Origin of the sequence: Faecalibacterium sp. BCRC 81149, assembly GCF_022750605.1 — a bacterium.
In the GTDB taxonomy this organism is placed as follows: Bacteria; Bacillota; Clostridia; order Oscillospirales; family Ruminococcaceae; genus Faecalibacterium; species Faecalibacterium duncaniae.
The window spans coordinates 1-24,862 of the sequence record NZ_QXJA01000016.1 but is presented as its reverse complement, the minus strand read 5'-3'; the positions used below and the strand labels follow the sequence as shown (position 1 = coordinate 24,862).

Here is a 24,862-nt window from a genome sequence, read left to right as displayed (position 1 = left end):
TTATGACGAGCAGCTTTCGCAGGTCTCGACCTCAAGGGCCTTGCTGCGGACATAGTAAATGGTCTTGACGCCGGCCCTCCACGCCTCCAAATACAGTCTGAGCACCTGACGCATGGAATAGTCGTTGGTGATATAGAGATTCATGCTCTGCGCCTGGTCAATATGTCTCTGGCGAAGGCCCGCGGCGCGTACCGACCAGCTTTGGTCGATCAGATGCGCTGCCTTATAGTACCACCATGTGTCCATAGAAAGCTCCGGAGCAACGCGGGGCAGCATGCTGCCCTTTTTTTCCTCTAAAAAGAATTTCTTCATAATTGGATCTATGCCCGCCGACGTGCCGGAGAGGATAGATGTGCTGGAGGTCGGTGCGACCGCCAGCAGATAGGCGTTGCGCATTCCCTGCACCGCCACCGTTTTCGCAAGCGCCCGCCACTTTTCGGAGGTATAACCCCGCTTTTCAAAATACGCGCCCGTCTGCCAGTCGCTGCCCTCAAAGAGCGCGTAACGACCCTTTTCCCGTGCCAGTGCTGTGTCCGCCTTGACGGCGGCGTAGTTGATGAGCTCGAACACTGCGTCGGTGAAGGCAAGGTGCTCATCGCTCTCCCAGTGGATGCCGCGCTTTGCCAGCATGTGGTGGTAGCCGCTGACGCCCAAGCCGATGCTGCGGTACTTCTGATTGGTAAGCCGCGCGTATTCCAACGGGTAGAAGTTGAGGTCGATCACATTATCCAGTGCGCGGATGGCCGTTTCCACCGTGCGTTCCATATAGGCCTCGTCCTCCACCGGCAGATTACCGAGAGACAGACTCGCCAGATTGCAGACCACAAACTCACCTGGGCGTGTGGCCGTCACCACTATTGTGTCGCCGTTCTCCGTGTGCACCTCAGTGCTGATGTGCTCGATGGGTGCCATGTTCTGCGCGATCTCCGTACAGAGATTGGAGCAATAGATCATTCCCGTGTGGCCGTTTGGGTTCATATGATTTACACTGTCGCGATTGAAAGCGAAGGGTGTGCCGGTCTCCACTGCCGAGCGAAGCACCAGCCGCACGATGTCCTTGACGGTGACGCTGCGCTTTTCGATGCGCGGGTCATTGACGCAGTCCAGATACCGCTTCTCCCATTCTGTACCCCAGTAATCCTCCAGTGCGTAGCCCTTGACCGTGAGGATTTCATGCGGACACATGAGATGCCACGGCGCGTCTATGTTCTCCTCCGCCAGTCGCCAGAAGAGATCCGGATAGCACACGGCGGGAAACACATCATGTGCCTTCATGCGGTCGTCGCCGTTGTTGGTGCGTAGTTGAAGGAATTCCGGCAGATCCCGGTGCCATGCGTCTAAGTAAACCGCCACAGCGCCCTGCCGCATCCCCAACTGATCCACCGCCACGGCGGTGTCATTGACCAGCCGAATCCAGCGGATAACACCGCCCGCCGCCCCTTGAAAGCCGCGGATGGTGCTGCCTGCAGCGCGCACCTTACCGAAGTACATCCCCATTCCACCGCCGAATTTAGAGACCTTTGCGAAGTTGTCCAGCGAGCGGTAGATGCCGTCCAGACTGTCCGGCACAGTGTCCACAAAGCAGCTTGAAAGCTGATGGTAGGGCTTTCGTGCGTTGGACATGGTAGGTGTCGCCATCGTGACCTCCATACGGCTGAGCATATCGTAAAAGCGTTTTACCCACCCCATGCGGTCAGAGCCTTCGTTCATAGCAAGATGCAGCGCGATACCCAAAAACATCTCCTGCGGTGTTTCCAGCGGCACGCGGCTGCGTGACTGGATCACATAGCGTTTGAGCAGCAGGTCAAGGCCGGAGTAGGTGAATAGCTCGTCCCGTTCCGGGCAGAGAAAGTCCTCCGCCATGGCAATCTCCTCGTGGGTATAGTGGGCAAGGATATAGTCACCGTAGAGTCCCTTATCCGTCAGATAGCGAAGCCTGCCATAGAGGTCGCCGACGCCGCGCCCCTCCCATTCCTGTGCGTTGCGACAGCGAAAGGAGTGGTTCAGAAGCCGCGCCGCGATGAACTCCCACTTGGGTGCCTCTGCCGTAGTCAGCTCTACCGCCGCCTTGGTCAGTGCCTCAGCCCGCTCATCCTCCGTCATGCCCAGACGACAGAAACTCTCAAACTTCATTTGAAGCGCCGCGAGGGAGTAGACTTCCTCGGTAAAATCCGTCTGGATGCGGCGCAGCACCTCGTCAAGCGAGTCATCCCCCACCGTCCGCGCGATGATATGCCGGACACGGCGCAGCGCAGACCGCTTTTCGCGGTAGAGGATGTACGCCTTGGCCACCTCATAGTGTCCGCGCTCCATGAGCGTTCGCTCCACCTCGTCCTGCACACGTTCTACGGTGAGCGGCACTGTGACGGAGAGATTGTTGAGAACGGTGGCGAGGATCTCATCCATCTCTCTGCTCCCGATCTCCTTGCCCTGTCCGTCAAACGCCTTTTTCATGGCGTTGAAGATTTTCTCCTGTTGAAAGGGAACAGACTCCCCGTTTCGTTTTCTGATCTCCATTTCGATCCTCTCATCTTCTCCGGTCACTTCTCATGTCCTTTTGGGCAAAGAGCGGGCAAGCGCAGTATCACGCTTGCCCGCTCTGTTTTTGAAAGCCGGTTTTTCTGCTGCCGACGCGGCGGGGCTGTTTGTTGTCTGTTGTCTTGGTTTTGGCTTTCCTGCCAGTTACTTCATAGATTCCAGAATGGCGTCCGCCAGTGCTTCCAGCTCAGTGCGCTTGTCCGTGCCCATGGACGAGGCGAGGCTGAGCCGCTCGTTGAGCACCGTCATGTTCTTAAGCTCATTGTTGACGAATTTCTGCATGAGGTCACCGGACTTCACCGCCCATGAGCCGTTTTCAATGATGGCAAAGGTGCGGTTTTGCAGATTCAGTGCCTTCATATCCATGAGGAAGTCATGCATGGCAGGGTAGATGCCGAGGTTGTAGGTCACAGAGGCCAGGACAATGTGACTGTACTTAAACGCCTCGGAGATCAGCTGGGAGACATGAGTGGAGGACACATCGTACATCGCCACCTTGCTCATGCCCTTATCGCAGAGCGACGTCGCCAGCGCCTGCGCCGCGTTCTCCGTGTTGCCGTACATAGAGGCGTAGACGATGAGCACGCCCTGGGTCTCAGGGGCATAGCGGCTCCATGTGTCGTACTTTTCGATGAACCAGCCCAGATCCTTGCGCCACACGGGGCCGTGGAGCGGGCAGATGTACTTGATCTGATCCAAAACGCCGCCGGCCTTTTTCAGCAGGAGCTGGATGTGGGGGCCGTACTTGCCCACGATGTTGGTAAGGTAGCGGCGGGCGTCGTCCAGCCAGTCCCGCTCGAAGTCCACCTCGTCGGCGAACAGCTTGCCGTCCAGCGCGCCGAAGGTGCCGAAGGCGTCGGCGGAAAAGAGGACGCCGTCGGTGACGTCGAGGGTCACCATAGCCTCCGGCCAGTGAACCATAGGCGCGCCCACAAAGGTGACGGTGTGCTTGCCGAAGGAGAAGGTGTCGCCCTCCTTCACCTCGATGCACTCATGTCCGTCCACATGGAAGCCGAACTGCCGCATGAGCATGAATGCCTTCTCGTTGGAGATCAGTTTCACCTTGGGATGACGCAGCAGGATCTCCTCGATGCAGGCGGCGTGATCCGGCTCCAGATGGTTGACCAGCAGATAGTCCAGCTCGCGGCCATCCAGCACATACGCCAGATTTTCCAAAAGCTGGCGGCAGGCAGACCAGTCCACCGTGTCAAAGAGCACCGTCTTTTCATCCAGCAGGCAGTAGGCGTTGTAGCTTACGCCCCGGGGAATGGGAAAGCAGTTTTCAAACAGGGCCAGGCGATGGTCGTTGGCGCCCACCCAGTAGAGGTCGTTCGTTACTTTACGCACGCAATACATCTTATCTTGCCTCCTTCACGGCCTCAAGCCTTTACAAATTGATCCTTCGTCTCCGCGCACTCGGGACACACCCACTCGGCGGGAAGCTGCTCAAAGAGCGTACCGGGCGCGATCTCGCCGTCCTCGTCGCCCAACTCCGGCACATACTCGTAGCCGCAGCCGCTGCAGACGTAGCGGTCGCCAATGGGGGCGGGCTTCGGCGGCGTGGGCCGCTTCATCTTTACCATGGGCGGCGCGGGCAGCTTTTCGCCGCTATCCAGCGCGGCAGTGAGCAGGGGCAGGATCTCCTCCACATCGCCCACGATGCCGTAGTCGCAGTTCTTGAAGATAGGCGCGTTACCGTTCTTATTGATGGCCACGATGGTGGAGGCGTCCTTGATGCCCTTAAGGTGCTGGGATGCGCCGGAGATGCCGCAGGCGATGTACAGATTGCCGGTGAACTTCTGACCGGACATACCCACATAGCGGTTCAGCGGCAGATATTTGAGAGTCTCCGCCACAGGGCGGGAAGAACCGATGGCCGCGCCGGCGGCCTTGGCCAGCGACTCTACCAGTTTCATGTTCTTTTTCTCCCCGATGCCCTTGCCCGCGGAGACCACCCGCTCCGCCTGCGGGATGGGCGTATCCATAGGGATGCCCACGGAGAAGTCGTGACCATCCTTCTTCAGCGCCGCCACAAGGTCGGCCACCTGCTGGGCAGCATCCCCCTCCCGGAAGATGGTCTTTTTGCGAATGCCGGTGATGGGCGCGGGTTTCTTGGCCGCCGAACGGCTCTCGCCGCCGGAGCTCTTGCCCAGCCTGCCCAACAGATGAGAGGCGATGACCACCCGTTGGATCTCGTTAGTGCCCTCGTAGAGGGTGGTGATCTTGGCGTCGCGGTAGGCCCGTTCCACCTCCATGCCCTTGAGGTAGCCGCTGCCACCGTGGATCTGCAAGGCATCGTTGGTGACCTCCAGCGCGATGTCCGAGGCGTACATCTTCGCCATGGCGGACTCCATGCCGTAAGGCGCGTGCTGCTCCTTCAGCTCCGCCGCGGAGTAGATGAGGAACCGGGCGCAGCGCAGCTTGGTTGCCATATCCGCCAGCTTGAAGGCGATGCTCTGCTGGGCCGCGATGGGCTTGCCGAACTGTACGCGCTCCTTGGAATAGCTCAACGCGTGCTCAAACGCGCCCTGGGCGATGCCCAGCGCCTGCGCGGCGATGCCGATGCGTCCGCCGTCCAGCGTGGACATGGCAATCTTGAAGCCCTCGCCCTCCTTGCCCAATAGGTTTTCCTTTGGAACCTTCACGTTGTTGAAGATCAGCTCCGCCGTGGAGGAGGAGCGAATACCCATCTTGTCATAGTGGTCGCCGAACTCAAAGCCCTTCCAGCCCTTCTCCACGATGAAAGCGGAGATGCCCCGGGTGCCGATGTCCGGCGTGGTGACGGCGAAAACCACATAGGTGTCCGCCTTAGGGGCGTTGGTAATGAAGATCTTGCCGCCGTTGAGGAGGTAGTAGTCCCCCTTATCCAGCGCCGTGGTCTCCGTGCCGCCGGCGTCGGATCCAGCGTTGGTCTCCGTAAGGCCGAAGGCGCCGATCTTCTCGCCCTTGGCCAGCGGAACCAGATATTTCTTCTTCTGCTCCTCGGTGCCATAGGCGAAAATGGGCCATGAGCCGAGGGAGACGTGGGCGGAGAGGATTACGCCCGTGCCGCCGTCCACACGGGCCAGCTCCTCCACCGCGATGGCGTAGCTCAGAGCATCAAGACCGGCACCGCCGTACTCCTTGGGGTAGGGAATGCCCATCCAGCCCAGCTTACCCAGCTTCTTGACAGCCTCATCGGGAAACTCGTTGTTCTGATCCATTAAAAATGCGAGGGGCTTGATCTCCTCCTCCGCAAAACTCCGGATCTTCGCGCGCAGCTCTTCGTGCGCCGACGTGGTTTGAAACAGCATAGGGGTACCTCCTTTTAAAATTTTACAGCTTGCTTGTATCTTGGGGATCGGACCCGCCGGTCAGCAGCCTGCGCAGGCTCACGGCACGGAACGCCTCGTCCTGCTTTTGCTGCAAGGCCGCCAGCTGACAGTGGATGGCGCACCGCCCATGCTTGTCCTGCCAGCGGCATTCATATCCCGGCTCCATGCAGGCGCACAGGATGCCCCGCTCCCCCACGACCCCCATGAGATCGTAGAGGGAGGTCGCGTCCAGATCGCAGGACAGCTCGCAGCCGCCGAGAGCGCCGCGGCTCACCCGCACCAAATTGCCGGCGGAGAGCTTGCGCAGAATCTGGTAGGCAAACTGATTGGGGATCAATTCCGTTTCCGACATCTCGGCCACCGAATGCTTCTCCCCGTCCATCAGCACCCGCAAAATGCGCAGCGCGTAGTCCGTCTCTTTGGTGATGATCATGCTCCACATCCTCTTTTTGCTTGCTTGTTAATACCATCATATCAATCTTGATAAATTTTGTCAAGATAATTGCAAAAAAAATATCGCTTTCATGCAGACAGCCCCAGCCCGGGTCAGCTTCGCTTTCCATTCAGCGAAAAGCCATGTTCCTTTTCATATTGACAATCTCCTGATCGGGATTGAGCTTGATTTTCATGTTCGCCACCTCTTTCTTGTTTATTGATTGTGGCTTTATCATACCGCAGGACAAAGTCTTTTTCTGTGACGAGGTTACATTGATAAAAAATCCGGTGCTTTTTGAGCACCGGATTTTTGAAAGATGAATCACGCTTTCCACAGACTGTGGAGGTTGCAGTAGGCGTAGACCGCTTCGACTTCGTCCCCCTCGCAGAGAGCGAAGCAGACCTCGGGCTTCTCGCCGGGGTGCAGCTCCTTGCGCTGATTACCCTGTTTGGTGTGGAGGGAGATCCACTCGATATAGTGCTCCGGCAGCATAGGATGCTCCACGGAGCCGACCTTCACATGGACGACGCCGTTTTCCACCGTCCAGACGGGGACGTGCTTTTCAACCGCCGCGTCGGTCGTGCCGGGGATGATCTCGCTCATCGGCTCGCCGCAGCAGACGATGGGCACACCTGTGTCTTTGACCTTGGCGATGATGTTGCCGCAATGCTTACAAATATAATACCTTACTTCCATGCCTTTTTCTCCTTCCATGTGTAAAATTTATAATTCAATTGTCTCCATTATCTTTTTCAATGAATCTGCGGATTCCTTAAGCTTTAACGCTTCCTCGCCACTTAAATTAATAGGTATATCAGACTCAATGCCATCTGCACCTACAATAGCTGGCATACTTAACGCTACTCCGTCAATATCATATACTCCATGAATCATGTGTGATACAGGAAGTATTGATTTTTCATCTCTCATAATCACTTCGCATATTCTTTTTACAGACATTGCAATTCCATAATATGTAGCGTGCTTTTTATTTATAATTTCATAAGCACTGTTCTTGACTGCTGTAGCTATTTCTGCCGTGTTTTCCTTGTGCTTGTAATGTCCACGCATTTCACACATTTCACTTAATGGAACACCAGATACATTGGCTGATGACCATGCTACAACTTCGCTGTCTCCATGCTCACCTACTATGAATGCATGAACACTCCTGCTGTCCACAGATAAATGCTCACCAAGCTTATATCTTAATCTGGCACTATCTAACACAGTACCAGATCCGATAACCCTGTTTTCCGGAAGTCCTGATAACTTTATGGCTACCTGAGTCAGGATATCTACCGGATTCGCAACTACAAGCATGATACCTGCAAAATTTCTCTTTGCTATTTCAGGAATGATTGACTTAAATATTGATACATTTTTATTTACGAGATCAAGCCTTGTCTCTCCCGGCTTCTGTCCAGCTCCGGCAGATATGATAACTATTGCAGCATCAGCCACATCATCATAATCTCCGGCATATATTTTCATCGGACTCGCAAATGGAATACCATGACTGATATCCATCGCTTCTCCTTCTGCCTTGTTCTTATCTGCATCGATAAGGACAATCTCTGTAAACAAGCCACTCTGCATCAGAGCAAATACCGATGCAGAACCAACAAAGCCACAGCCTATCATTACTGCTTTTTTTGAATTAATCATTTTATACATTGCTTTCCTATCCATATTTTTCCTTCTTCACCTTCTCACTGCATTTCAGGCAAATTCCTTTAAACGAAATATCATAATCCAAAAATTCAATTCCATGAGTGTTATGAATTCTTTCCAGTAAATCCGGTATTTCATCCATATCCACATCTGAAACCGCACCGCACTTTACGCACCTGACATGGTAATGATTTTTCAATGTAAAATCAAACCTATTTGGTCCATCCGGAACTTCGACTTTCCTTAACGAACCCTCCTCTACCAATATATCAAGATTTCTATATACAGTGCCTTTTCCGATTGTAGGATATGCTTCTTTTATAAATTCATACACTTCATTTGCTGTAACATGCCTTTTCATCTCATATACAGCATTTCTTACCAGATCTTTTTGAATGGTATTTCTTCTATTTATCATCCGCCCTCCTTATTAGGATTTATTCCTAATAAGGATTATACATTGTTTCAAGTTCAATGTCAAGAGAAAATAGTAATAATTCCTATTATTATAATAAATACCCTTACCGAGCATCTTTCATTTAAGAAATTATTCTATTTTTCGTTCAAAAACATATTCTGTAGCTGATGACAAATCAGACCGGAAAAAATAGCCAAGTCTGTCAAATTTCTGAATCTCCACTGGATTCTCAATATTATTTTCTGCCATGAATCTGACCATTTCACCACGAGCCATCTTGGCACATGTACCTTTTGTTACCAGTTTATCTCCGGATAACTCACAAAATGTAACCGTAATATATCTATCCTGCGGTATCAGATACTTTTCTATACATTTTGAGTATTCTTTTGATGCCAGATTAATGATAATCCTGCTGTCATCGATTACTGAGCGGTATAACAAGTCTCCCCAGTACTCATACAGATTTTTTGCATCTCCAATTCCGACCTTTGCCTGCATTTCTAAACGATAAGGTGTCACACCATCCATTGGTTTCAGAACCCCATAAAATGCAGACAGTATTCTCAAATGATTTTGCACATACTCAAACTGCATATCTTCAAACACAGATGGTGCCATATATTGAAAAGCAATTCCTTCATATGATAAAACAGCCGGAGTGAGCATCTGATAAAGGTTCATATTTTCCAGTCTATTGAAGTTCTGTTCCAGAATTTTGTCATTACATTTCCAGATAGCTTTCAGTTCCTCTTTTGACCTATCTTTCAACCAGTTTAATATCTCTGTTGTCTTATCAATAAACTCCGGTAAAGTAACCGGTGCTATGCTGTCAGTATCTGTAATCATCTTCTTTGCAGGCGATAATATAATCTTCATTAATCTAATTCCTTGAGCATATTTTCAGGATCATCTGCAGCCTTGACTTTATCATTTGCCTTTATAATAATCCCCTGTTCATCAATAAGATATGTGGTTCTTACTACTCCCATAGAGACTTTGCCATAATTTTTCTTTTCTTTCCAGACATCATATGCTTCAATAACTTTACGCTCCGGATCTGCTAATAGCGTAAATGCCAGTCCGTATTTTTCTTCAAATCTCTTGTGAGACGCTACAGAGTCCTTGCTTACTCCGAGAATAACAGCTCCCTTCTCAGTAAACTGTGGATAACGCTCAGAAAAGCCACATGCCTGCTTCGTACATCCTGGTGTATTATCCTTTGGATAAAAATATAAGATCACTTTTTTTCCTGCATAATCGCTTAATTTATGCACTTCTCCGTTCTGATCCAGCAATTCAAAATCCGGTGCTTTTATTCCTAACTCTAACATTTACTATTCCTCCGCTTTTGTATTTTTCACCTGTTTTCTTGTTCTTTTATTACCAGAAATCATTTTATGGCCAGAATAGACTGCCATCATCATGCATATCAGAGAGCCAAATGCAAAGTATTTGTGTGCTGCTTTTAACCCTTTATATCCTGTATAAAAAGTTCCAATCATTGTGATTAAAGCTCCTACTGACCAATATTTATGTGCTTTCATGTAATTCCTCCATTTTTTCAGTATATTCAATTCTAATTATACGCTACCTCATTCCTATGTCAATTTGATAATAGCGCATTCCTATAAATTTTTCAGAATATCATGGTTAAAACTATGTATTGTTATCCTATAATTTTTCTTTGAAAATCTAACCAAAAGCTCACCTTCAGGAAATTACTATTTAATCTCTTTTCACCTATATATAGTTGAAATTTATCAGGATTATTGACAACATCATAGTCCTTTCCGTATTCTACAGGTCTATATTCGGCTGTCATTACCGATTCCCCGTCTTCAATATCCTCTTTCCATAAATAGATGTTCATATCAAGGCTCGTCGCATATCCCCTGTCTGTGAAAAATTTTGTCGAATGAAAAGAATTATCCTTGTACTTGCTCTTCCCAGTTTGTCATATTACTCTTCCAATAATGTATGAATTATCTTGATAATTTTTTTCTGCTCTTTGATCGGAAGTTTTTCTATTTTATCTGTCATCTCATTGGTAACACCTGTAATTGAGTGTGCCACAACATCAATCAAAAGAGTATCTGCAGAAACATCTAATGCATTTGCAATTGCAACAAATGTATCCAATTTTGTAACTTTCAATCCTCTCTCTATTACACTCACATGCGTCGGACTTAAATTTACTAATGCAGCCAGTTCCTCTTGCGTGAGATTTTTTGCTTCTCGTGCTGATTTGATTCGCTGTCCTACTGCTTTCAAATCCATCGTAACACCTCCTCCAGAACGAATAATTGTTCTGGATTTAATATACTTGTGGATATCTTAAATATACAGAATCACAAAGCCAAGTTCTAATTCTACAGAACTACATTTCAAGATTTTCTTTACATATTCGTAAAAAAGTGTTATGCTTGAAGCAGTTAAATCAAAGGAGGTATCAAATCATGAAATCTCATAAATACTGGTCCCTAGGCGCACTTTTCTGTATGTTGGGATGCATTTATTCTGGAATCAGAAAATCTATGACTGCACATAAATACTTTGCCTATTCATCATTGCTTTGTATGGGCATGTCTATTTATTCCGGTCACAAACTGGTTTCTCCAAAGAAGAAAAAAATCACTGAATCAAACAATAGTGAAAATAATTGAACAAAAATTGACCTTTATTCATCAAGTCAAAACCACCGGCTGAGCCGGTGGCTTGAGTAAGCCCTAGAAGGGCACCTTACTGGCAAAGCCCCTGCAAGGGACCACGAGCAAACATCTTTCACCTGCGTTACTTGCCCTACCGCTCTAACGAGCAGTGTCATAAAGTGCATCTTCCAAAACGATGATTTGCTTGTCATCTCGCTTTGCTCGAATCTTGTAGCTAAAGCATTTTTACTCCACCAGCTTGGCTGGTGGTTGTCGCTCGCTCAAGCTACCCAACAACAGCAAAAATGCCCACCAGCTTCAAGCCGGTGGACATTCTCTTACTTGTACCGTATTACAGGCAGTTGCTTTATCTTGCAGCCAACCTTTTTGTGCTCAAGTGCAAAAACCATATCTGGAGTGCGTTCAAAGAACCCTATGTCACGTTTCCAGCTTGTCCCACACTTGCAATGGAACAGCCCAATGAACTGCTGTTTCATCTTGCGCCCGCAGTTTGGGCAGATATGTTTACTTGCACCCATATTGCATTACTGGAGTTTGGCAAGGATTTCCTCAGTCGTCATACCGCTGGCCAGCAGCTTCTTCAGCACATCTTCTGCTTCGCCTTTCTTTGCTTCTTCTGCTGCCTTTGCTTCGGCGGCAGCTTTTTTATTTTCGGCTTTGGTAAGTTCCTTGGTGGCGGCTTTCAATTCTGCTTTCTTGACTTTCAGCTGCGTTTTCAGATTATCGAGATTTGCAGTCAGCGAGGCAACCTCAGATTCGATTTTTTCCTTTTCAGCAGTCTTTTCTGCAACGACGGCTGCATAATCAACGGCAGCTTTTACGGTACGGGTCTTGTTCTTGCTTCCCTTGGGTCTTGCCATGATAATGTCCTCCTATACGGTGAAATGATTTGATACTTATAAGTATATTTCCAAATAGTCAGAATTGCAATAGGTAACCTGAGCCGTTTTCAACTGCCAACGCAAATCTTATTCGGTATGTCCGAAAGTCGTTGCAAATGTATTCCTTCAATGGTAATGATCATGGAGATTACAACTCAAGGGCTACTTTGAGGCAAAATGCGGCGCTGATCTGTACGACGTGCTGGGCCACCCGGAGCTGAAATAATACCAAAACAACGAGAGGGCCGTTCCCCGGTTTGGGGAGCGGCCCTCTCGATCTATGCTGTTATATCGCGTTTTGCTGTGCCGTCAAAGCAGCTTCAGGCGGCGGGCGGCTATTGCCGCCCGGTACATATTATAATAAGGAAAGCCATAGTAACGATCTCACATTCCAGAATGAGTTGGTTGGTCCTGTATTGAATTCCTGGATTATACCACCAGACGGGAGCTCACACATCAAAGTCCAGATCTACTTCCAGGGTTCCTGCCCAGTCGCCTCCGTAGAATGTACACGCAGTCTTTAATGCCTGCATGGCAATCTCTTTACAGCTGATATCCTTAAAATAGCAATGTTTTTCATAGATGCAGCTTGCGATTGCTCTTCCAGAATCTGTGAGAACAAAGTCATAGTCCTGATTCATTTTGAGAAATCCGTTCTTTTTTAATAGAGCAACTGCATGACTAACGCTCGCTTTAGATACATTCATGTACTCAGCAACCTCTACTGAACGAACTGAACCATGTTGCGCTTCAAGAATAAATATGGCTTTTAGATAGTCTTCTCCGGAAGAATGAAGTCTTTCTTTTGCAGCCGCCTCAGCCACACTGCTGGACATTATTTCACATGAACAGATGCAATGTCTACGTAGCTGGCATCTGTGTAGAAGTCATAGCCAGTTATCTTATCAGTATTCCACAGAGCCAGATCGTGAGTGCCGGTTACAGGCACCAGAAGATTCTGATCTGCAATACCATTCAGAATCATTCCATAGATTTCCTGCACACGCTGAGAATCAGAAGTGGAGTCCAATTCTGCGAAAATTTCAGGATTCTCAAAGAAAGCAGAGAACTGGCAGAGGATCGGATCACCCATAGCGCCAGGAGCCATATTGCTCATATCTGTTGCAGGGTCAAAGGAACCGCCAGCAGTATTGTAGAAGGTCAGATCATATTCGCCAGCCATCAAGGCTCCATACCAGGTGTTCATGTCTACTGCATCAATAGTAACATCGAAGCCGAGTTCTTTAAGAGAAGCTGCAATAGAAAGAACTGCATTGTCAACACTTGCAAGGCTCTGAGAATAGTTGAAATGAATGGCGAGAGAAGTTCCGTCCTTCTCCAGGATACCGTCATCATTGGTATCCTCATAGCCGGCTTCCTTCATGAGCTGCTTTGCCTTTTCCATGTCGGTAGGATAGGTCTTAACCTCCACACCGCAGTTGGGCTTTTCATTCGTAAAGAGGGTTTCGGCAGCAGTCTCCAGGCCATCGAAAACAGAGGTTTCCAACTCCTGCTGATTAACAGCGTAGGATATTGCTTCCCTTACAAGAGGATCATTAAAGGGAGCCTTATTCAGGTTCATACCCAGATAACGAGTTTGGTTGGTGCTGTCATCCATGGCGTGACCGAAAGCGGCATCCTGGGAAATTTCCGTGTAGCCTTCTGCGCTAAGTCTGCTGGAGCCGAGAATTGCATCGATTTCGCCGTTGCGCAGAGCAAGAATTTTTGCAGCATTATCAGGAATCACTTTGACCTTGAACTCGTCCACTTCAGGAGCTTCGCCCCAGTAGTAGGGATTGCGGATAAAGGTATAGGTATCTTCCTCGACCCGGTCAAACATATAGGGACCAGTACCCATAGTTGCACTCACGCAATTCTCGTAAGCCTTTTCTACGCCGCCTTCAAAGGCTGCGGGATTCACAATACCAAAAGGCAGCGCCATGGTCAGATTGTCAAGAGCAGCGTAATAAGGGGTCTTCAAAGTCATTACAAAGGTTTTTTCATCCGGGGTTTCCAGCTTGTCAAACAAAGTAGTGAGCTTACCGAAGGCACCATTCTGGGGCCCCAGATTGGTTACTACTGCTTCAAGGGTCATCTTTACTGCCTCGGAAGTCAGAGGAGTACCGTCAGAAAATTTGACACCATCACGCAGATGGAAGGTGTAAGTCTTGCCGTCATCACTGATTTCCCAGGTTTCAGCCAACTCGCCCTGAATCTTCCCGTTATCATCGTAGCTTACCAGAGTGTTGTAAAAATTACGACTCCAGAATCCGGCACCGTAAGTGCTGGATACCATAGGCGTGATGACAGGATAGAAGCCTACAGAAAAGTCCCAATTCTCGGTGACAGTGATTGAGACCGGCTCTGCATCGGTCTGAGAGGTGGATTCCTCCGGTTTCTCGTCAGGGTTCGCGCCGCAAGCTGCCATAGCAAGGCACATCACAAGTGCGAGTCCGAAAGCTAAAAGTTTTTTCAGTTTCATGTACAAAATCTCCTTTATTTATTGTTATATCATGCTTTTCAGCAGGGTATACGTATTTATTGAATGGTTTAACCCAAATATGGAGCAATAGAATGCAGCAGAAGCTTGGTATACGGATGTGTAAAGCAGTCTGTCGAACCGTGAAATGTACGGTCTTCGATAATCTTACCGCAGCGCATCACCATTACACGGTCTGCAAGATATAGCGCAACGTCCAGGTCATGGGTAATGAAAAAGCAAGTCATTTTTCGCTCCTGATGGAGTCGCTTCAGCAAATCAAGAATATGTTTACGAACCAGGACATCCAGCCCACTGACTGCTTCATCAAAAATCAACACATCCGGTTGAGCCGCTAACGCTCTTGCAATACATACACGTTTTTGTTGTCCACCGGATAGCTCATGAGCTTTTCGCAGCTTGATCTCTTCGGGAAGCTCCATCATGGTAAGAAGATCATTGATTTCCCGTTCTTCTTCCTTTTTGCTGAGTTTTCTGAAATTGCGAATTGGCTCTGCAATGATTTGATATACCGTAAAGCGAGGGTCCATTGCTCCCTTGCCATCCTGAAGAATCAGCTGTATTTTAGATTGCAGTACCTGCTTTTGCTTGCCCCGGCAGAGGGAAATGTTTTTTCCTTCAAACAGTACCTCTCCAGAAGATGGAACCAGAAGACCGCACATGAGCTGAGCCAAAGTGCTTTTACCAGATCCGCTTTCTCCTACCAAAGCGCAAAATGAACCATTCTGAATAGTAAAATCTACATGATCAACGGCCAGAAGCTCGTTGCTTGCGCCTTGTTCGTGAAATTCTTTTGATAGGTTGTTGACTTTAATCATGATTCCGCCCCTTTCGTGAAAGCATAGGAAAGGGAGTAAGCTTCAATCAGCGACCTTGTATAAGGTTCTGTGGTATGATCGAAGACAGATTGAACTTCACCGGATTCTATAATTTTTCCTTCCTTCATCACCAATATGTTTCCACCTAATTGAAGAGCTGTTGCGAAATCATGAGTTACCATAAGAATCCCAACACCATTTGCTTTCATCTGCGAAAATAAATCTATGATTCCATTTCTGTGAATCACATCCAAAGCAGTTGTTGGCTCATCGGCAAGCACGAATTTTGCATCAAGCATCATAGCCATTGCGATAATGACACGCTGAAGCATTCCTCCGGAAAGCATATGGGGGTATGCTCTGTATACCCTGTCAGGATCATCTAAGCCTACATCATGCAGAAGCCGCAGAATATAGTTGTAACGTTGCTGGCGGGATTTGTCGGAATGAAGCCGTAGCGTTTCATCCATCTGTCTGCCAATACGCATAGAAGGGTCCAATGCAGTCATTGGATTTTGCGGGATATAGACAATCTGGTTTCCGTATATTCCTCGTCTCTGCTTTTCTGACGAATTCAAAAGATCAGTCTCGCCGAAGAAAACGGAACCCGACACCTTAAATTTTTTAGGGTCCAATAAGTTTAGCACCGCACTACAGGTCATTGTTTTGCCGCTGCCTGACTGGCCTAACAAGATCAAAGACTCTCCTTCTTTGATTGCAAAGGATATTTCAGAAACCAAGTTATCCGTGCCTGGCCGAAGATTAATGCTTAAATGATCAATTATAAGTGATGGCATCATAGGCTGTCCTCCTCCGGCGTCAGAATATCACGGAGTGCTTCTCCAAATAAATTGAAGCCTGCTGCCGTTACGAAGATGCACAAGCCTGGATAGATTAGCAATTCCGGATGAGAGTAAAGCGCTGTCCTGGCATCATTTAACATGGCACCCCATTCCGGTGTGCCGGAGGGAAGGCCAAGTCCGAGGAAAGCAAAGCTGGAAACCATAATGATGGAAGAAGCGACACCAGTGGAAACATACACAAGAAACTGTGGCAGAATGTTAGGAATCAGATGTCTGAAGACCAGCTTTCCTGTATTGCACCCAGAAATCCGGGCTGCCAAGATATAATCTTTACCCATTTCTTGAACGGAATAAGATCTGACAACACGAACAAACCAAGCCCAGGTCGCTATCACAACAGAAACGGCAATGTTTTGGAGTCCGTTCCCCAGAACGCCTATAACAGCAATAGCAATGATAAGAGAAGGAAAAGCAATAAACACATCACAGAGTATAGTAATGAAATGGTCTGCTTTTTCTCCAGCACAGGCGCTAAAAGTACCGACAATCAGACCAATCACAGACAAAATCAGCAGCACAGGTAAACTGATTCCGATGGAATATCTGGCTCCATACAGCAGCCTTGATAAGGTACACCTGCCCAATTGATCTGTTCCAAGAGGGTATTCTGCGTCAGGCTGAGCATACTTTTGCGATAAATTCACCAATTCAGGGTCGTGAGGCGAAAAAGCAGGTGCTGCAATCGCAATCACAATCACAATAGCAATCAGGCACAGACCGATAATTGCCTGCGGCCTTTTGAGTAGCTTATGTATCATTTTCTTCCCTCACCATCCATGGACAAAGCAGACGGTTGATTATGTCTGCCATGAAATTTGCGACGACAAAAATTGCTGCAATGACGACTATACAGGTAGAAACTGCAATCGTATCTGCTGCAATCACACTGTCCACCAGATAAGTTCCGATTCCCTTGATTGAAAAAACACTTTCGATTACCGCCCCTCCGGCAATTAGAAAGCCGAATTGCTGAAAGAAAATTGTAACAACAGGCGGTAAGGCATTTCGCAGAATGTGGCATACCAGGATTCTGTTGGCAGATAGTCCACGGGCTTTTGCAAACCGAACATAATCAGAAGATAATTCAGCCAGAAGAGAGGAACGCATAATTCGGATGAGTGAACACGAACTGGGGACCGCCAGGGCAAATGAAGGTAGTAAAAAGCCCCTCCAACCTGGACTTGGTAAGACACTGAACCATTTCAGATGAATCGCAAAGAACAGTAGAAGAAGGAATCCCAGCCAGAAAGTTGGCATACAAATACCGCAGATAGTAATGCCTCTGGTAACCTGATCGAAAAGGCGGTTCCGCTTTCTGGCACAGAGCAAACTAATCGGAACGGTGAGTACGATAATCCATAGAATGGCCATCCCTACAAGAGATGTGGTCGTAGCCAGATACTTGTGCAGATCCTTTACAATCGGTTGATGAGTGGTCAAAGAAGTCCCAAGTTCTCCTGTAAACATTCCGGAAAGCCACTGAATATATCGCACAGGGAGAGGTTGATCCAATCCCATTTCCACCCGAATCATCTCAATCTGTTCCGGCGTAGGATTGGATACGCCTCGGTGTGCAATAATTTCTGCAGGATCTTTTCCGGACCAAGCAATCAACAAAAAACTTAGAATGCTGACGCCTACCAGCACAATGAGGAAGTTAATGATCCTTTTTCCAATATATTTCTTCAAATAATGCACCTCCTCACATCAGAAATCAGTTAGACATAGTTAATCAAATGCCTTTATGTTACCCTACAGTGCGGTCTGCATCTGAAGGGTAACCTGCTTAGTAGTTAAATTTCTCTGCCAGATTGGACTTTTCAATCATCTTTCTATATGTGGGCGACTGTTTCAGCAGATGAGCATGTTTTCCGCAGGCTTCTACCGTACCTGCTTTCATAACGACGATCTTATCTGCATTTTCAATAGACTTCAGTCTGTGTGAAATAACAATCACGGTCTTGCCTTGAATCAAATGATTTAATCCAGTCTGTATCTGGACTTCTGTTTCCACATCTAACGATGCAGCAATCTCATCCAGAATGATAATTGGAGCATCCTTCAGGATTGCTCTGGCAATGGACAGCCGCTGACGTTCTCCGCCGGAGAGTTTGGCTCCATTTTCCCCGATTATTGTCTGGTAGGTGTCTGGCAGACGGCTGACAAACTCATTGCAACCAGCCAGTTTTGCAGCTCGTATTACTTCTTCGTCAGAAGCATCCAGCCGCCCAAGGCGAATATTTTCCATAATAGAAGTATTAAATAGAATGACTTCCTGAAAAACAATGGAAACATACTTGAACAAGCTATCAGTGTGAATTTCTCGTATGTCGGTTCCTCCGATCTGAACGGTACCGGAATCTGCATCATATAGTCTGCTGATGAGCTTAAGCATTGTTGTTTTTCCGCAGCCGCTGGGACCGACCAATGCGGTTACCTGTCCTTGCTCCGCCGTAAAGGATGCATGGCGAATCACCTGGGTGTCTTTCTGGTAGGAAAAACAAACATCCTTTATTTCTACATTGAAATCTGAAAGGACTGCCTTTTCTCCACCCTGAAGTTCATGATTCTTGATTTCACCAATCCGGGCAATTCTTGCGTCCAAATAAAAGATTTCCGTCAGATAGAGCAAAACACCACCCATGGCCCCGCTGAGTTTCGCCGCCATAATAATATAGCCCAGAAGAATCAGGATACTTACCTGACCGGAGGCGAGCATTGAAAGGCCAACAGTCGCCGTGATTCCAATAGGAAGAATAGATAAAGTCTGGCCGATTGTAACAGGAATCGTCTGGGTGATCTGAGCTTTCCATTGAAGATTTTCTGACTCATCCAACTGCTGGTCCATTTGAGCTTCTACTTTTTCTTTCAACCCATAGCTTTTAATTTCCTGATTCAGTTCGATTGCATTCTGAAAGCTTTCGGAAATATCTCTCAACTTATCATAATGTTTATTTACATCTCTGACCTGCAGTTTCTTTGTCAAGAAAAGAACCGAAGCAGAAGTAAGAACGGGAAGCAATACACAGAGACCTAATTTCCAATTCATGATCAGAAGGGCTACGCTGATAACCAAAAAGTAAATTGCAAACCCTATGGAATTAGCCACTGCGTTCGCAAAAGCATGCTCAATCGAAGCCACATCTGCCATGATTGTTTGAGCAAGGTCAGACAAATTGTGCTTTGAAAAATAGGATAGGGGCAGTTTGGAAAGCTGTTCCGCCAGATCAATTCTTAAATTTGCAGATTCCTGGTAGGTTTCATCATAGGTCGTTTTATAGTTATAGTTAATAACTAAGTACATCACCAGGGTCGCTGCCAGCATAAACAGGAGATATACCACCGGTTTCCCGGCATTTCCATTCAACAGCCTGTCTGCAAACAGAAAAACACAGATCATCGGCGGTACAAAAGAAACATAATAGAGAAAGAATGACCAGATTGATTTTGCAAGGCCCTTCACACCCGAATCACTCAGCTGGAAGGCTCTTTTTAGATATGTCTTTATCATGCCAACCTCCACTGATTTGCCTTGCAGTATACATCCTGAAAATCCTTATAACGTCCATTGCAGGCCATCAGTTCATTGTGGGTTCCCTGTTCCACAACTTTTCCATTCTGGACAAACAGGATCTGGTCTACATTCTGAATAGAGGACAGCCTGTGTGCAATCATGATAACTGTTTTGCCCCTCATCAGTTTTTGGAAAGCCTGCTGCAACTCGTATTCATTTTCCGGATCTGCAGCTGCAGAAGCCTCATCCATAATGACGATATTCGCATTCTTTAGAATAGCCCTTGCAATGGCGATCCTTTGCACCTCACCACCGGAAAGGTATACGCCCTTTGCCCCTATGACGGTCATCTCCCGCTGGGGGAATTTGTCAAGGATGGATGTGCAGTTCGCTGCGTCAAGTGCATCCATAATCTGCTGCCGTGTTGCCTGAGGATTTCCGATTCGGACATTTTCGTAAATTGAGGTCTTTAGTAATTGACTGCGCTGGAAAACAAATGCGATGTTCTGAATGAGAGCTTTTTCAGAATAACTCTGAATGTTCTTTCCACCAATCAGAATTTCGCCGCCATCGACAGGATAAAAACCTGAAATCAGCTTTGCAATGGTAGATTTTCCTCCCCCGGAAGACCCGATGAGCGCATAAGTTTTATTCTGATGAAGTGTCAGGCTGAAATCCTTCAGCACGAAGTTGTCATCATACTTAAAGTCAACATGACGAAATTCAACATTGAAATCTTGGAAGGTCTCTTCGTTTCCATGTGGAAGCTTTGCCTGATCCATAGAAGTAGTCAGCTCATCAAGCTGATTCAGCGTATTTTGTGCGCCAAAGTTATCCTGCCCCGTAAACATGATCGATGTGAAAGAAGTAAATACAGCTCCGGAGAATACTGCAAAGAAAACAATCTTTGCCAGGATTAGCATAGCAGGTTCTCCATAGCTGATGAATACAACTGCGGCTGGTACAGCAAAAGCATAAAACACGTTGAACAGAACCTGGAATCCAACGTAGGGATTCTTACAGCTGAGGCTATACTGATAGACGTACTGTTTGTACTCTTTGATCGAGTTAATCAGAGTTTTGTAATACTGTACAGTTACACCGAAGATTTTTATGATCTGCATTCCTCTGACATATTCTACTGTTGCCGCACTCATCTTTTGAAGCGCCGCTGAATAGCCAGACAGAAATTCAGTACCACCGGACATTTTACGATACTGAAGAACACCAATTACAGTTATAAGGATCAAGAGAATACCAAGGCGGTAATCAATTGCAAACATCAGCACAAACATTAATACCGGCGTCATAACAGCAGTGATGTTGTCTGGAATCAAATGGGCCACTGTTTTGTGTGTTTCTGCTGCGTTATCATCAATAACTTTTCGAATCTCTCCAGAACTGTTGTGGTCAAAAAAGGAAGAAGAGGCATCCAATAATTTATGAAGCCCATTTTTTCTTAAGTTTGTTTCAAGCCGGAAGCCTAAATAGTGGGAACACGTTGCCGATGCAATGTTGAGGATGCCTCGTAAAATCATAAGTGCGACTACGATAATTGCATCATACATAGCCTTCTCATATGCGGGGATAACCAGAATGGACACAATGCATTGCCAGAGAAACCAATAAGCTCCCATATATGAGCAGACGGCAGCGGCAGACAATGCCATAGAAGAATATGCCCAAATTCTTTTATCCGGGACATATTGCAACAGTTTTTTATATAAACAACGAATTGACTTCAAATCCGAGCCTCCTTTTTGCTAAAAAACGGTTTGACAGACATCTGCTCTTTTATTATAATTAGTTGCGGATAACTGTAAAGGGCAAAACAGATATAAAGTCTGAACAAGGTACTAACAAATCTAACCGAGGTATCTTTGGAGGGGCCAATGATAGAAGTTAAACGAGAGGATTTCTTTGTTGAATCGATAAAGAATCCAATAGAGTACGGAACATATTATAAGATCAATCAGAAATATGGAATCGGATTTCAATGGACGAATGAGGTTCACCACGATTTCGTCATTACAGTGACAGACATACGATTTAATCAGGAAACCGTGGTTGGAGAACATATTGGGCCTGGATATGTACTTGCTCTCTATATTAGTGGCGCAGGAGATGAATTTTATCCGTATCAAAATGTTTCTCCGAATACATTGCGCTGTTATGAACCATCTGAAAAGTACAAAGCTATTTATCATCCTCAGATTCCATTAAGATGTATTACTGTGCAGTTTGACCAGGAATTTATTGATCAGTATCTCCAGGAAATTTCCGGTGATCTTGAAGTGAACTTTTCTGATTTCTTCAAAGAAAAAGGGAAATTTTATTTACCAAATGTCAATCGTGCTATGCAAAGCCTATATGAGTATCTGCTTTCCATGAAAGCGTCCAGAATTACAGTAGAAGCAAAAATATATGAAATCATCTCGATTCTTGCTTCTTATTTGAAAGAAAACAGACTAAATGAAGAGAATGCCCGATCCATCAACGAAACAGATTTACAGGCATTAGATGAACTAACGCATTACATGGATGAACATTACAGTTTTAATATTACATTACAGACGCTTTCCACCATTGCATGTATGAGTGAAAGCAAGATGAAAAAGCTATTTAAGTCAGTTTATAATATGTCCATTACCGAATACATTCAGAGGAAAAGGATCTCTGTAGCCGAGCACATGCTTATTCAGACCGACCTCACCATTGCGGAAATTTCAAGAATTGTTGGATACTCCAACCCCAGTAGATTGATTGAAATATTCAAAAGGTATTATGGATTTACCCCTTCAAAATACAGAGAATAAGAGAATAAAAGTATTATACTAATTTTATCTAAGCGTACAAGATTTTATCGTAAAAAATTAACTTAAGAGATGACACGACAAGAATTATTTACATGGATACGCCAACAGTACGGCACAGAGCCGGAATACCCCTGGCATGACTGGAATGCTGTGCTGCGGCACAACGACAATAATAAATGGTATGGTGTAGTTCTGGAAGTATCAGCTGATAAGTTGGGACTGCCGAAGGCAGGCATCGTTGATGTCCTTAATGTGAAAAGCGATCCGCTGCTGATCGGCTCTCTTCGCAGGCAGGACGGCTATTTTCCGGCCTATCACATGAACAAGGAAAAATGGCTCAGTATTCAGCTTGGCAAACCGGAACTGGATGATGCTATCAAAGATCTGCTTTCTTTGAGCTATGAGCTGACAGCACCGAAAAAGCGCAACTTAAAGTCATCAGGAAAAAATCCGGGAGATTTTGCAAATGGCAAAGAAAAAGAAATTGACGAAGGCTGAGCGAAAGGAAGCACGCCTCCGAAAAGGCAAGCAGTGGCTGCTCACCTATACCGGCTCACCGAAAAAGATGAACAAGCGTTCCCGGTAATGCTTGCATTTTCGTAAAAAAACGTTATAATTGAATCAGTTAAATCAAAGGAGGTATCAAATCATGAAATCACATAAATACTGGTCCTTAGGCGCACTTTTCTGTATGTTGGGATGCATTTATTCTGGAATCAAAAAATCTATGACTGCGCATAAATACTTTGCCTATTCTTCATTGCTTTGTATGGGTATGTCCATTTATTCCGGTCACAAACTGGTTTCTCCAAAGAAGAAAAAAATCACTAAATCAAATAATAGTGAGAATCGTTAAACAAAAAATTTCCTTTATTCATCAAAGACAAAGTTGCTGGAGAATTTTTTTCTCCAGCAACTTTCTTTCATAGAGAAAACGCTGGGAGAGATCTCCCAGCGCAAGCAGCCCTAATCACAGTACCGACGTGTGCCAAGCCAAAGTGGACCCAGTACCCACAACCAAGGCAGTGAAAACGTTCTCGTCACTTTTAATACCGTAAGCACCAGCGTTAAAGCATACAAGAGGCTCATTGTAATTATTTCGGAACGGTCAGGTTTCTTATCCATACGCAGACCACCTCGAAAATCCGGTCACATCTGCGAAATAGTATAAAAGTCAGTATGCTTCATCCGGTTCGGTAGGTGCTGCGGTAATATCGCGGTAGAAAGTGGCCCATGCAGCTTCCTCATAGGGGCGTACAAAAAAGAAGCCAATGCTCAATGGAATTGTCAGCAGAAGAACAAGAGAAATCACCATAGCCTCTGAACCGGTGAAATATTTGAGAACCAGAAAACCCCCGGCATACAGTGGCAACGAACAGAGCAACTCCCAGCCAATGAAGCTGAAATCCAGACAGAACAGCCGCCATTTGTTGCCATTCATGATCCGCCGGGATTCTGTGATCGCTTCATTTGCGGTCAGCGAAGGATGTTCGGACATGATGTAAGGTGTCATCGCATAGCTGTATGTTTTCACGATTCCCGGAATCACCAACAGCAGCGACCAGAGGGCGATGTACAGACCCTGCAGGAATTTCATGCAGAAGCCATCCCACAGACGGTCTTTCTGAGAGAACAAGTCCGAGATGGCAGCATCATTTCCATCTACAAGGTTCAGATTAAAATGAGCATATCCCAGTTGAACTGCACCGCCCACGATCAGTTGGAGGATTGCCCACAGACCAATGCCGACAAGCAAAACAGCAAGCAGCCGACCGCCGTTTGGCTGGGCGAACAGGTTAAAATGAATGTCCTTTGCCTGATTGGAATTGGAAACGACACTGTTGGAACTGGTGCGAGTAGTGATACAGAACTTTTCAAAAACTATCGTAGTACAATTCGTTTTCAAGGTCATCGGATAGCAACTTGCTTGTATCGCACCCCGATGGGCAGCCGTGTTTGAAATATAGTTGCCTTTTATATACCACACAACCTAAAAATTATCAAGTACGCGCAGCGTTCACTTCTCCCATCACCGGGAGCAAATGGACGCTGCTTTTTTTGTTTGCAACGAAAGGAGGCATCCGTGAAATGGCAGTTTTTCGGGTAGAAAAGAACAGCGGCTACACGGTCATGTCAAACCACCACCTGCGGAACCGGGCCTTGTCCCTGAAAGCCAAAGGCTTACTCTCCCAAATGCTCTCCCTGCCGGAAGATTGGGACTACACCCTGCAAGGGCTGGCCCGTATCAACCGGGAAAGCATCGACGCGATACGGCAGGCCATCCGGGAACTGGAACAGGCGGGCTACATCCAGCGTTCCAGAGAACGGGACGAGAAAGGGCGGCTGCGTGGTGCAGACTATGTGATTTTCGAGCTGCCGCAGCCCGTTCCTGCATCGGTTTCACCTACATTGGAAAAT

The 24,862-nt window shown here is 46.8% G+C and carries 27 protein-coding genes; 5 read left to right on the top strand and 22 right to left on the bottom strand.

The genetic code is table 11. The features are described from left to right. From D3F01_RS13785 to D3F01_RS13730, 12 genes are all read right to left on the bottom strand, one after another. Complete coding sequence (locus tag D3F01_RS13785; protein WP_242889289.1) at positions 1 to 2,517, bottom strand: ribonucleoside-diphosphate reductase subunit alpha; 2,517 nt, start codon at positions 2,515 to 2,517, stop codon at positions 1 to 3. Between the two features lie 165 nt (positions 2,518 to 2,682). After that, the gene (locus D3F01_RS13780; RefSeq protein ID WP_005946385.1) at positions 2,683 to 3,894 is read right to left on the bottom strand and encodes an FprA family A-type flavoprotein; all 1,212 of its coding nucleotides are present in this window, start codon (positions 3,892 to 3,894) and stop codon (positions 2,683 to 2,685) included. A 23-nt stretch (positions 3,895 to 3,917) separates the two neighbouring features. Continuing rightward, complete coding sequence (locus D3F01_RS13775; protein WP_015536759.1) at positions 3,918 to 5,831, bottom strand: acyl-CoA dehydrogenase family protein; 1,914 nt, start codon at positions 5,829 to 5,831, stop codon at positions 3,918 to 3,920. A gap of 22 nt (positions 5,832 to 5,853) precedes the next feature. Beyond that, positions 5,854 to 6,285, bottom strand: a complete 432-nt coding sequence (locus D3F01_RS13770; protein WP_242889288.1) for an Rrf2 family transcriptional regulator — start codon at positions 6,283 to 6,285, stop codon at positions 5,854 to 5,856. A gap of 324 nt (positions 6,286 to 6,609) precedes the next feature. Next, positions 6,610 to 6,984: a desulfoferrodoxin family protein gene (locus D3F01_RS13765; protein ID WP_242889287.1), complete on the bottom strand. Its 375-nt coding sequence runs from the start codon at positions 6,982 to 6,984 to the stop codon at positions 6,610 to 6,612. 27 nt (positions 6,985 to 7,011) lie between these two features. Next, the gene (locus tag D3F01_RS13760) at positions 7,012 to 7,956 is read right to left on the bottom strand and encodes an L-lactate dehydrogenase (protein WP_215674176.1); all 945 of its coding nucleotides are present in this window, start codon (positions 7,954 to 7,956) and stop codon (positions 7,012 to 7,014) included. 16 nt (positions 7,957 to 7,972) lie between these two features. Next, entirely contained in the window at positions 7,973 to 8,380 is a 408-nt protein-coding gene (locus D3F01_RS13755; RefSeq protein WP_215674064.1) for a transcriptional repressor, read from the bottom strand. Positions 8,381 to 8,509: 129 nt separating this feature from the next. After that, the gene (yaaA, locus tag D3F01_RS13750; RefSeq protein WP_242889285.1) at positions 8,510 to 9,259 is read right to left on the bottom strand and encodes a peroxide stress protein YaaA; all 750 of its coding nucleotides are present in this window, start codon (positions 9,257 to 9,259) and stop codon (positions 8,510 to 8,512) included. Beyond that, positions 9,259 to 9,714, bottom strand: coding sequence for a thioredoxin-dependent thiol peroxidase (bcp, locus tag D3F01_RS13745; RefSeq protein ID WP_215674068.1), 456 nt, complete (start codon positions 9,712 to 9,714; stop codon positions 9,259 to 9,261). Before bcp ends, yaaA begins: the two co-directional genes overlap by 1 nt. 3 nt (positions 9,715 to 9,717) lie before the next feature. Continuing rightward, complete coding sequence (locus D3F01_RS13740) at positions 9,718 to 9,927, bottom strand: DUF6219 family protein (protein ID WP_215674070.1); 210 nt, start codon at positions 9,925 to 9,927, stop codon at positions 9,718 to 9,720. 122 nt (positions 9,928 to 10,049) lie between these two features. Continuing rightward, on the bottom strand, positions 10,050 to 10,253 hold the full coding sequence (locus tag D3F01_RS13735) for a hypothetical protein (RefSeq protein ID WP_242889283.1): 204 nt from the start codon (positions 10,251 to 10,253) through the stop codon (positions 10,050 to 10,052). 89 nt (positions 10,254 to 10,342) lie between these two features. Next, positions 10,343 to 10,660 carry a helix-turn-helix transcriptional regulator gene (locus tag D3F01_RS13730; RefSeq protein WP_215674074.1) on the bottom strand — a complete coding sequence of 106 codons (318 nt, stop codon included), beginning with the start codon at positions 10,658 to 10,660 and terminating at the stop codon, positions 10,343 to 10,345. Positions 10,661 to 10,839: 179 nt separating this feature from the next. On the opposite strand from D3F01_RS13730, the gene D3F01_RS13725 reads away from it, so the two are divergent. Next, positions 10,840 to 11,046 carry a DUF6219 family protein gene (locus D3F01_RS13725; protein ID WP_015524569.1) on the top strand — a complete coding sequence of 69 codons (207 nt, stop codon included), beginning with the start codon at positions 10,840 to 10,842 and terminating at the stop codon, positions 11,044 to 11,046. A gap of 530 nt (positions 11,047 to 11,576) precedes the next feature. Here D3F01_RS13725 and D3F01_RS13720 read toward each other — a convergent pair. From D3F01_RS13720 to D3F01_RS13680, 9 genes are all read right to left on the bottom strand, one after another. Continuing rightward, positions 11,577 to 11,912 carry a hypothetical protein gene (locus tag D3F01_RS13720; RefSeq protein WP_242889282.1) on the bottom strand — a complete coding sequence of 112 codons (336 nt, stop codon included), beginning with the start codon at positions 11,910 to 11,912 and terminating at the stop codon, positions 11,577 to 11,579. A gap of 470 nt (positions 11,913 to 12,382) precedes the next feature. Then, positions 12,383 to 12,769, bottom strand: coding sequence for a metal-dependent transcriptional regulator (locus D3F01_RS13715; RefSeq protein WP_242889281.1), 387 nt, complete (start codon positions 12,767 to 12,769; stop codon positions 12,383 to 12,385). After that, positions 12,769 to 14,415, bottom strand: a complete 1,647-nt coding sequence (locus D3F01_RS13710; protein WP_113621378.1) for an ABC transporter substrate-binding protein — start codon at positions 14,413 to 14,415, stop codon at positions 12,769 to 12,771. Before D3F01_RS13710 ends, D3F01_RS13715 begins: the two co-directional genes overlap by 1 nt. A gap of 68 nt (positions 14,416 to 14,483) precedes the next feature. Continuing rightward, positions 14,484 to 15,251: a dipeptide/oligopeptide/nickel ABC transporter ATP-binding protein gene (locus D3F01_RS13705; RefSeq protein ID WP_242889280.1), complete on the bottom strand. Its 768-nt coding sequence runs from the start codon at positions 15,249 to 15,251 to the stop codon at positions 14,484 to 14,486. Beyond that, the gene (locus tag D3F01_RS13700; RefSeq protein ID WP_112090693.1) at positions 15,248 to 16,051 is read right to left on the bottom strand and encodes an ABC transporter ATP-binding protein; all 804 of its coding nucleotides are present in this window, start codon (positions 16,049 to 16,051) and stop codon (positions 15,248 to 15,250) included. Before D3F01_RS13700 ends, D3F01_RS13705 begins: the two co-directional genes overlap by 4 nt. Continuing rightward, positions 16,048 to 16,872 carry an ABC transporter permease gene (locus D3F01_RS13695; RefSeq protein WP_242889279.1) on the bottom strand — a complete coding sequence of 275 codons (825 nt, stop codon included), beginning with the start codon at positions 16,870 to 16,872 and terminating at the stop codon, positions 16,048 to 16,050. The genes D3F01_RS13700 and D3F01_RS13695 overlap by 4 nt, the downstream gene beginning before the upstream one ends. Then, positions 16,862 to 17,803: an ABC transporter permease gene (locus D3F01_RS13690; protein ID WP_113621377.1), complete on the bottom strand. Its 942-nt coding sequence runs from the start codon at positions 17,801 to 17,803 to the stop codon at positions 16,862 to 16,864. The genes D3F01_RS13695 and D3F01_RS13690 overlap by 11 nt, the downstream gene beginning before the upstream one ends. Positions 17,804 to 17,900: 97 nt before the next feature. Next, the gene (locus D3F01_RS13685; RefSeq protein ID WP_205334591.1) at positions 17,901 to 19,622 is read right to left on the bottom strand and encodes an ABC transporter ATP-binding protein; all 1,722 of its coding nucleotides are present in this window, start codon (positions 19,620 to 19,622) and stop codon (positions 17,901 to 17,903) included. Further along, positions 19,622 to 21,373, bottom strand: coding sequence for an ABC transporter ATP-binding protein (locus D3F01_RS13680; RefSeq protein ID WP_242889278.1), 1,752 nt, complete (start codon positions 21,371 to 21,373; stop codon positions 19,622 to 19,624). The genes D3F01_RS13685 and D3F01_RS13680 overlap by 1 nt, the downstream gene beginning before the upstream one ends. A gap of 147 nt (positions 21,374 to 21,520) precedes the next feature. On the opposite strand from D3F01_RS13680, the gene D3F01_RS13675 reads away from it, so the two are divergent. From D3F01_RS13675 to D3F01_RS13665, 3 genes are all read left to right on the top strand, one after another. Beyond that, positions 21,521 to 22,444: an AraC family transcriptional regulator gene (locus D3F01_RS13675; RefSeq protein ID WP_242889277.1), complete on the top strand. Its 924-nt coding sequence runs from the start codon at positions 21,521 to 21,523 to the stop codon at positions 22,442 to 22,444. 69 nt (positions 22,445 to 22,513) lie between these two features. Beyond that, on the top strand, positions 22,514 to 22,942 hold the full coding sequence (locus D3F01_RS13670) for an MmcQ/YjbR family DNA-binding protein (RefSeq protein WP_242889276.1): 429 nt from the start codon (positions 22,514 to 22,516) through the stop codon (positions 22,940 to 22,942). A 151-nt stretch (positions 22,943 to 23,093) separates the two neighbouring features. Then, positions 23,094 to 23,300 (top strand): DUF6219 family protein, encoded by a 207-nt coding sequence (locus D3F01_RS13665; protein WP_242889274.1) that lies wholly within the window; start codon positions 23,094 to 23,096, stop codon positions 23,298 to 23,300. A gap of 318 nt (positions 23,301 to 23,618) precedes the next feature. Here D3F01_RS13665 and D3F01_RS13660 read toward each other — a convergent pair whose 3' ends face one another. Next, the gene (locus D3F01_RS13660; protein ID WP_242889272.1) at positions 23,619 to 24,356 is read right to left on the bottom strand and encodes a DUF975 family protein; all 738 of its coding nucleotides are present in this window, start codon (positions 24,354 to 24,356) and stop codon (positions 23,619 to 23,621) included. 176 nt (positions 24,357 to 24,532) lie between these two features. On the opposite strand from D3F01_RS13660, the gene D3F01_RS13655 reads away from it, so the two are divergent. Beyond that, positions 24,533 to 24,862, top strand: a 330-nt coding sequence (locus tag D3F01_RS13655) for a helix-turn-helix domain-containing protein (RefSeq protein WP_242889270.1), incomplete at its 3' end; no start/stop codon positions are given.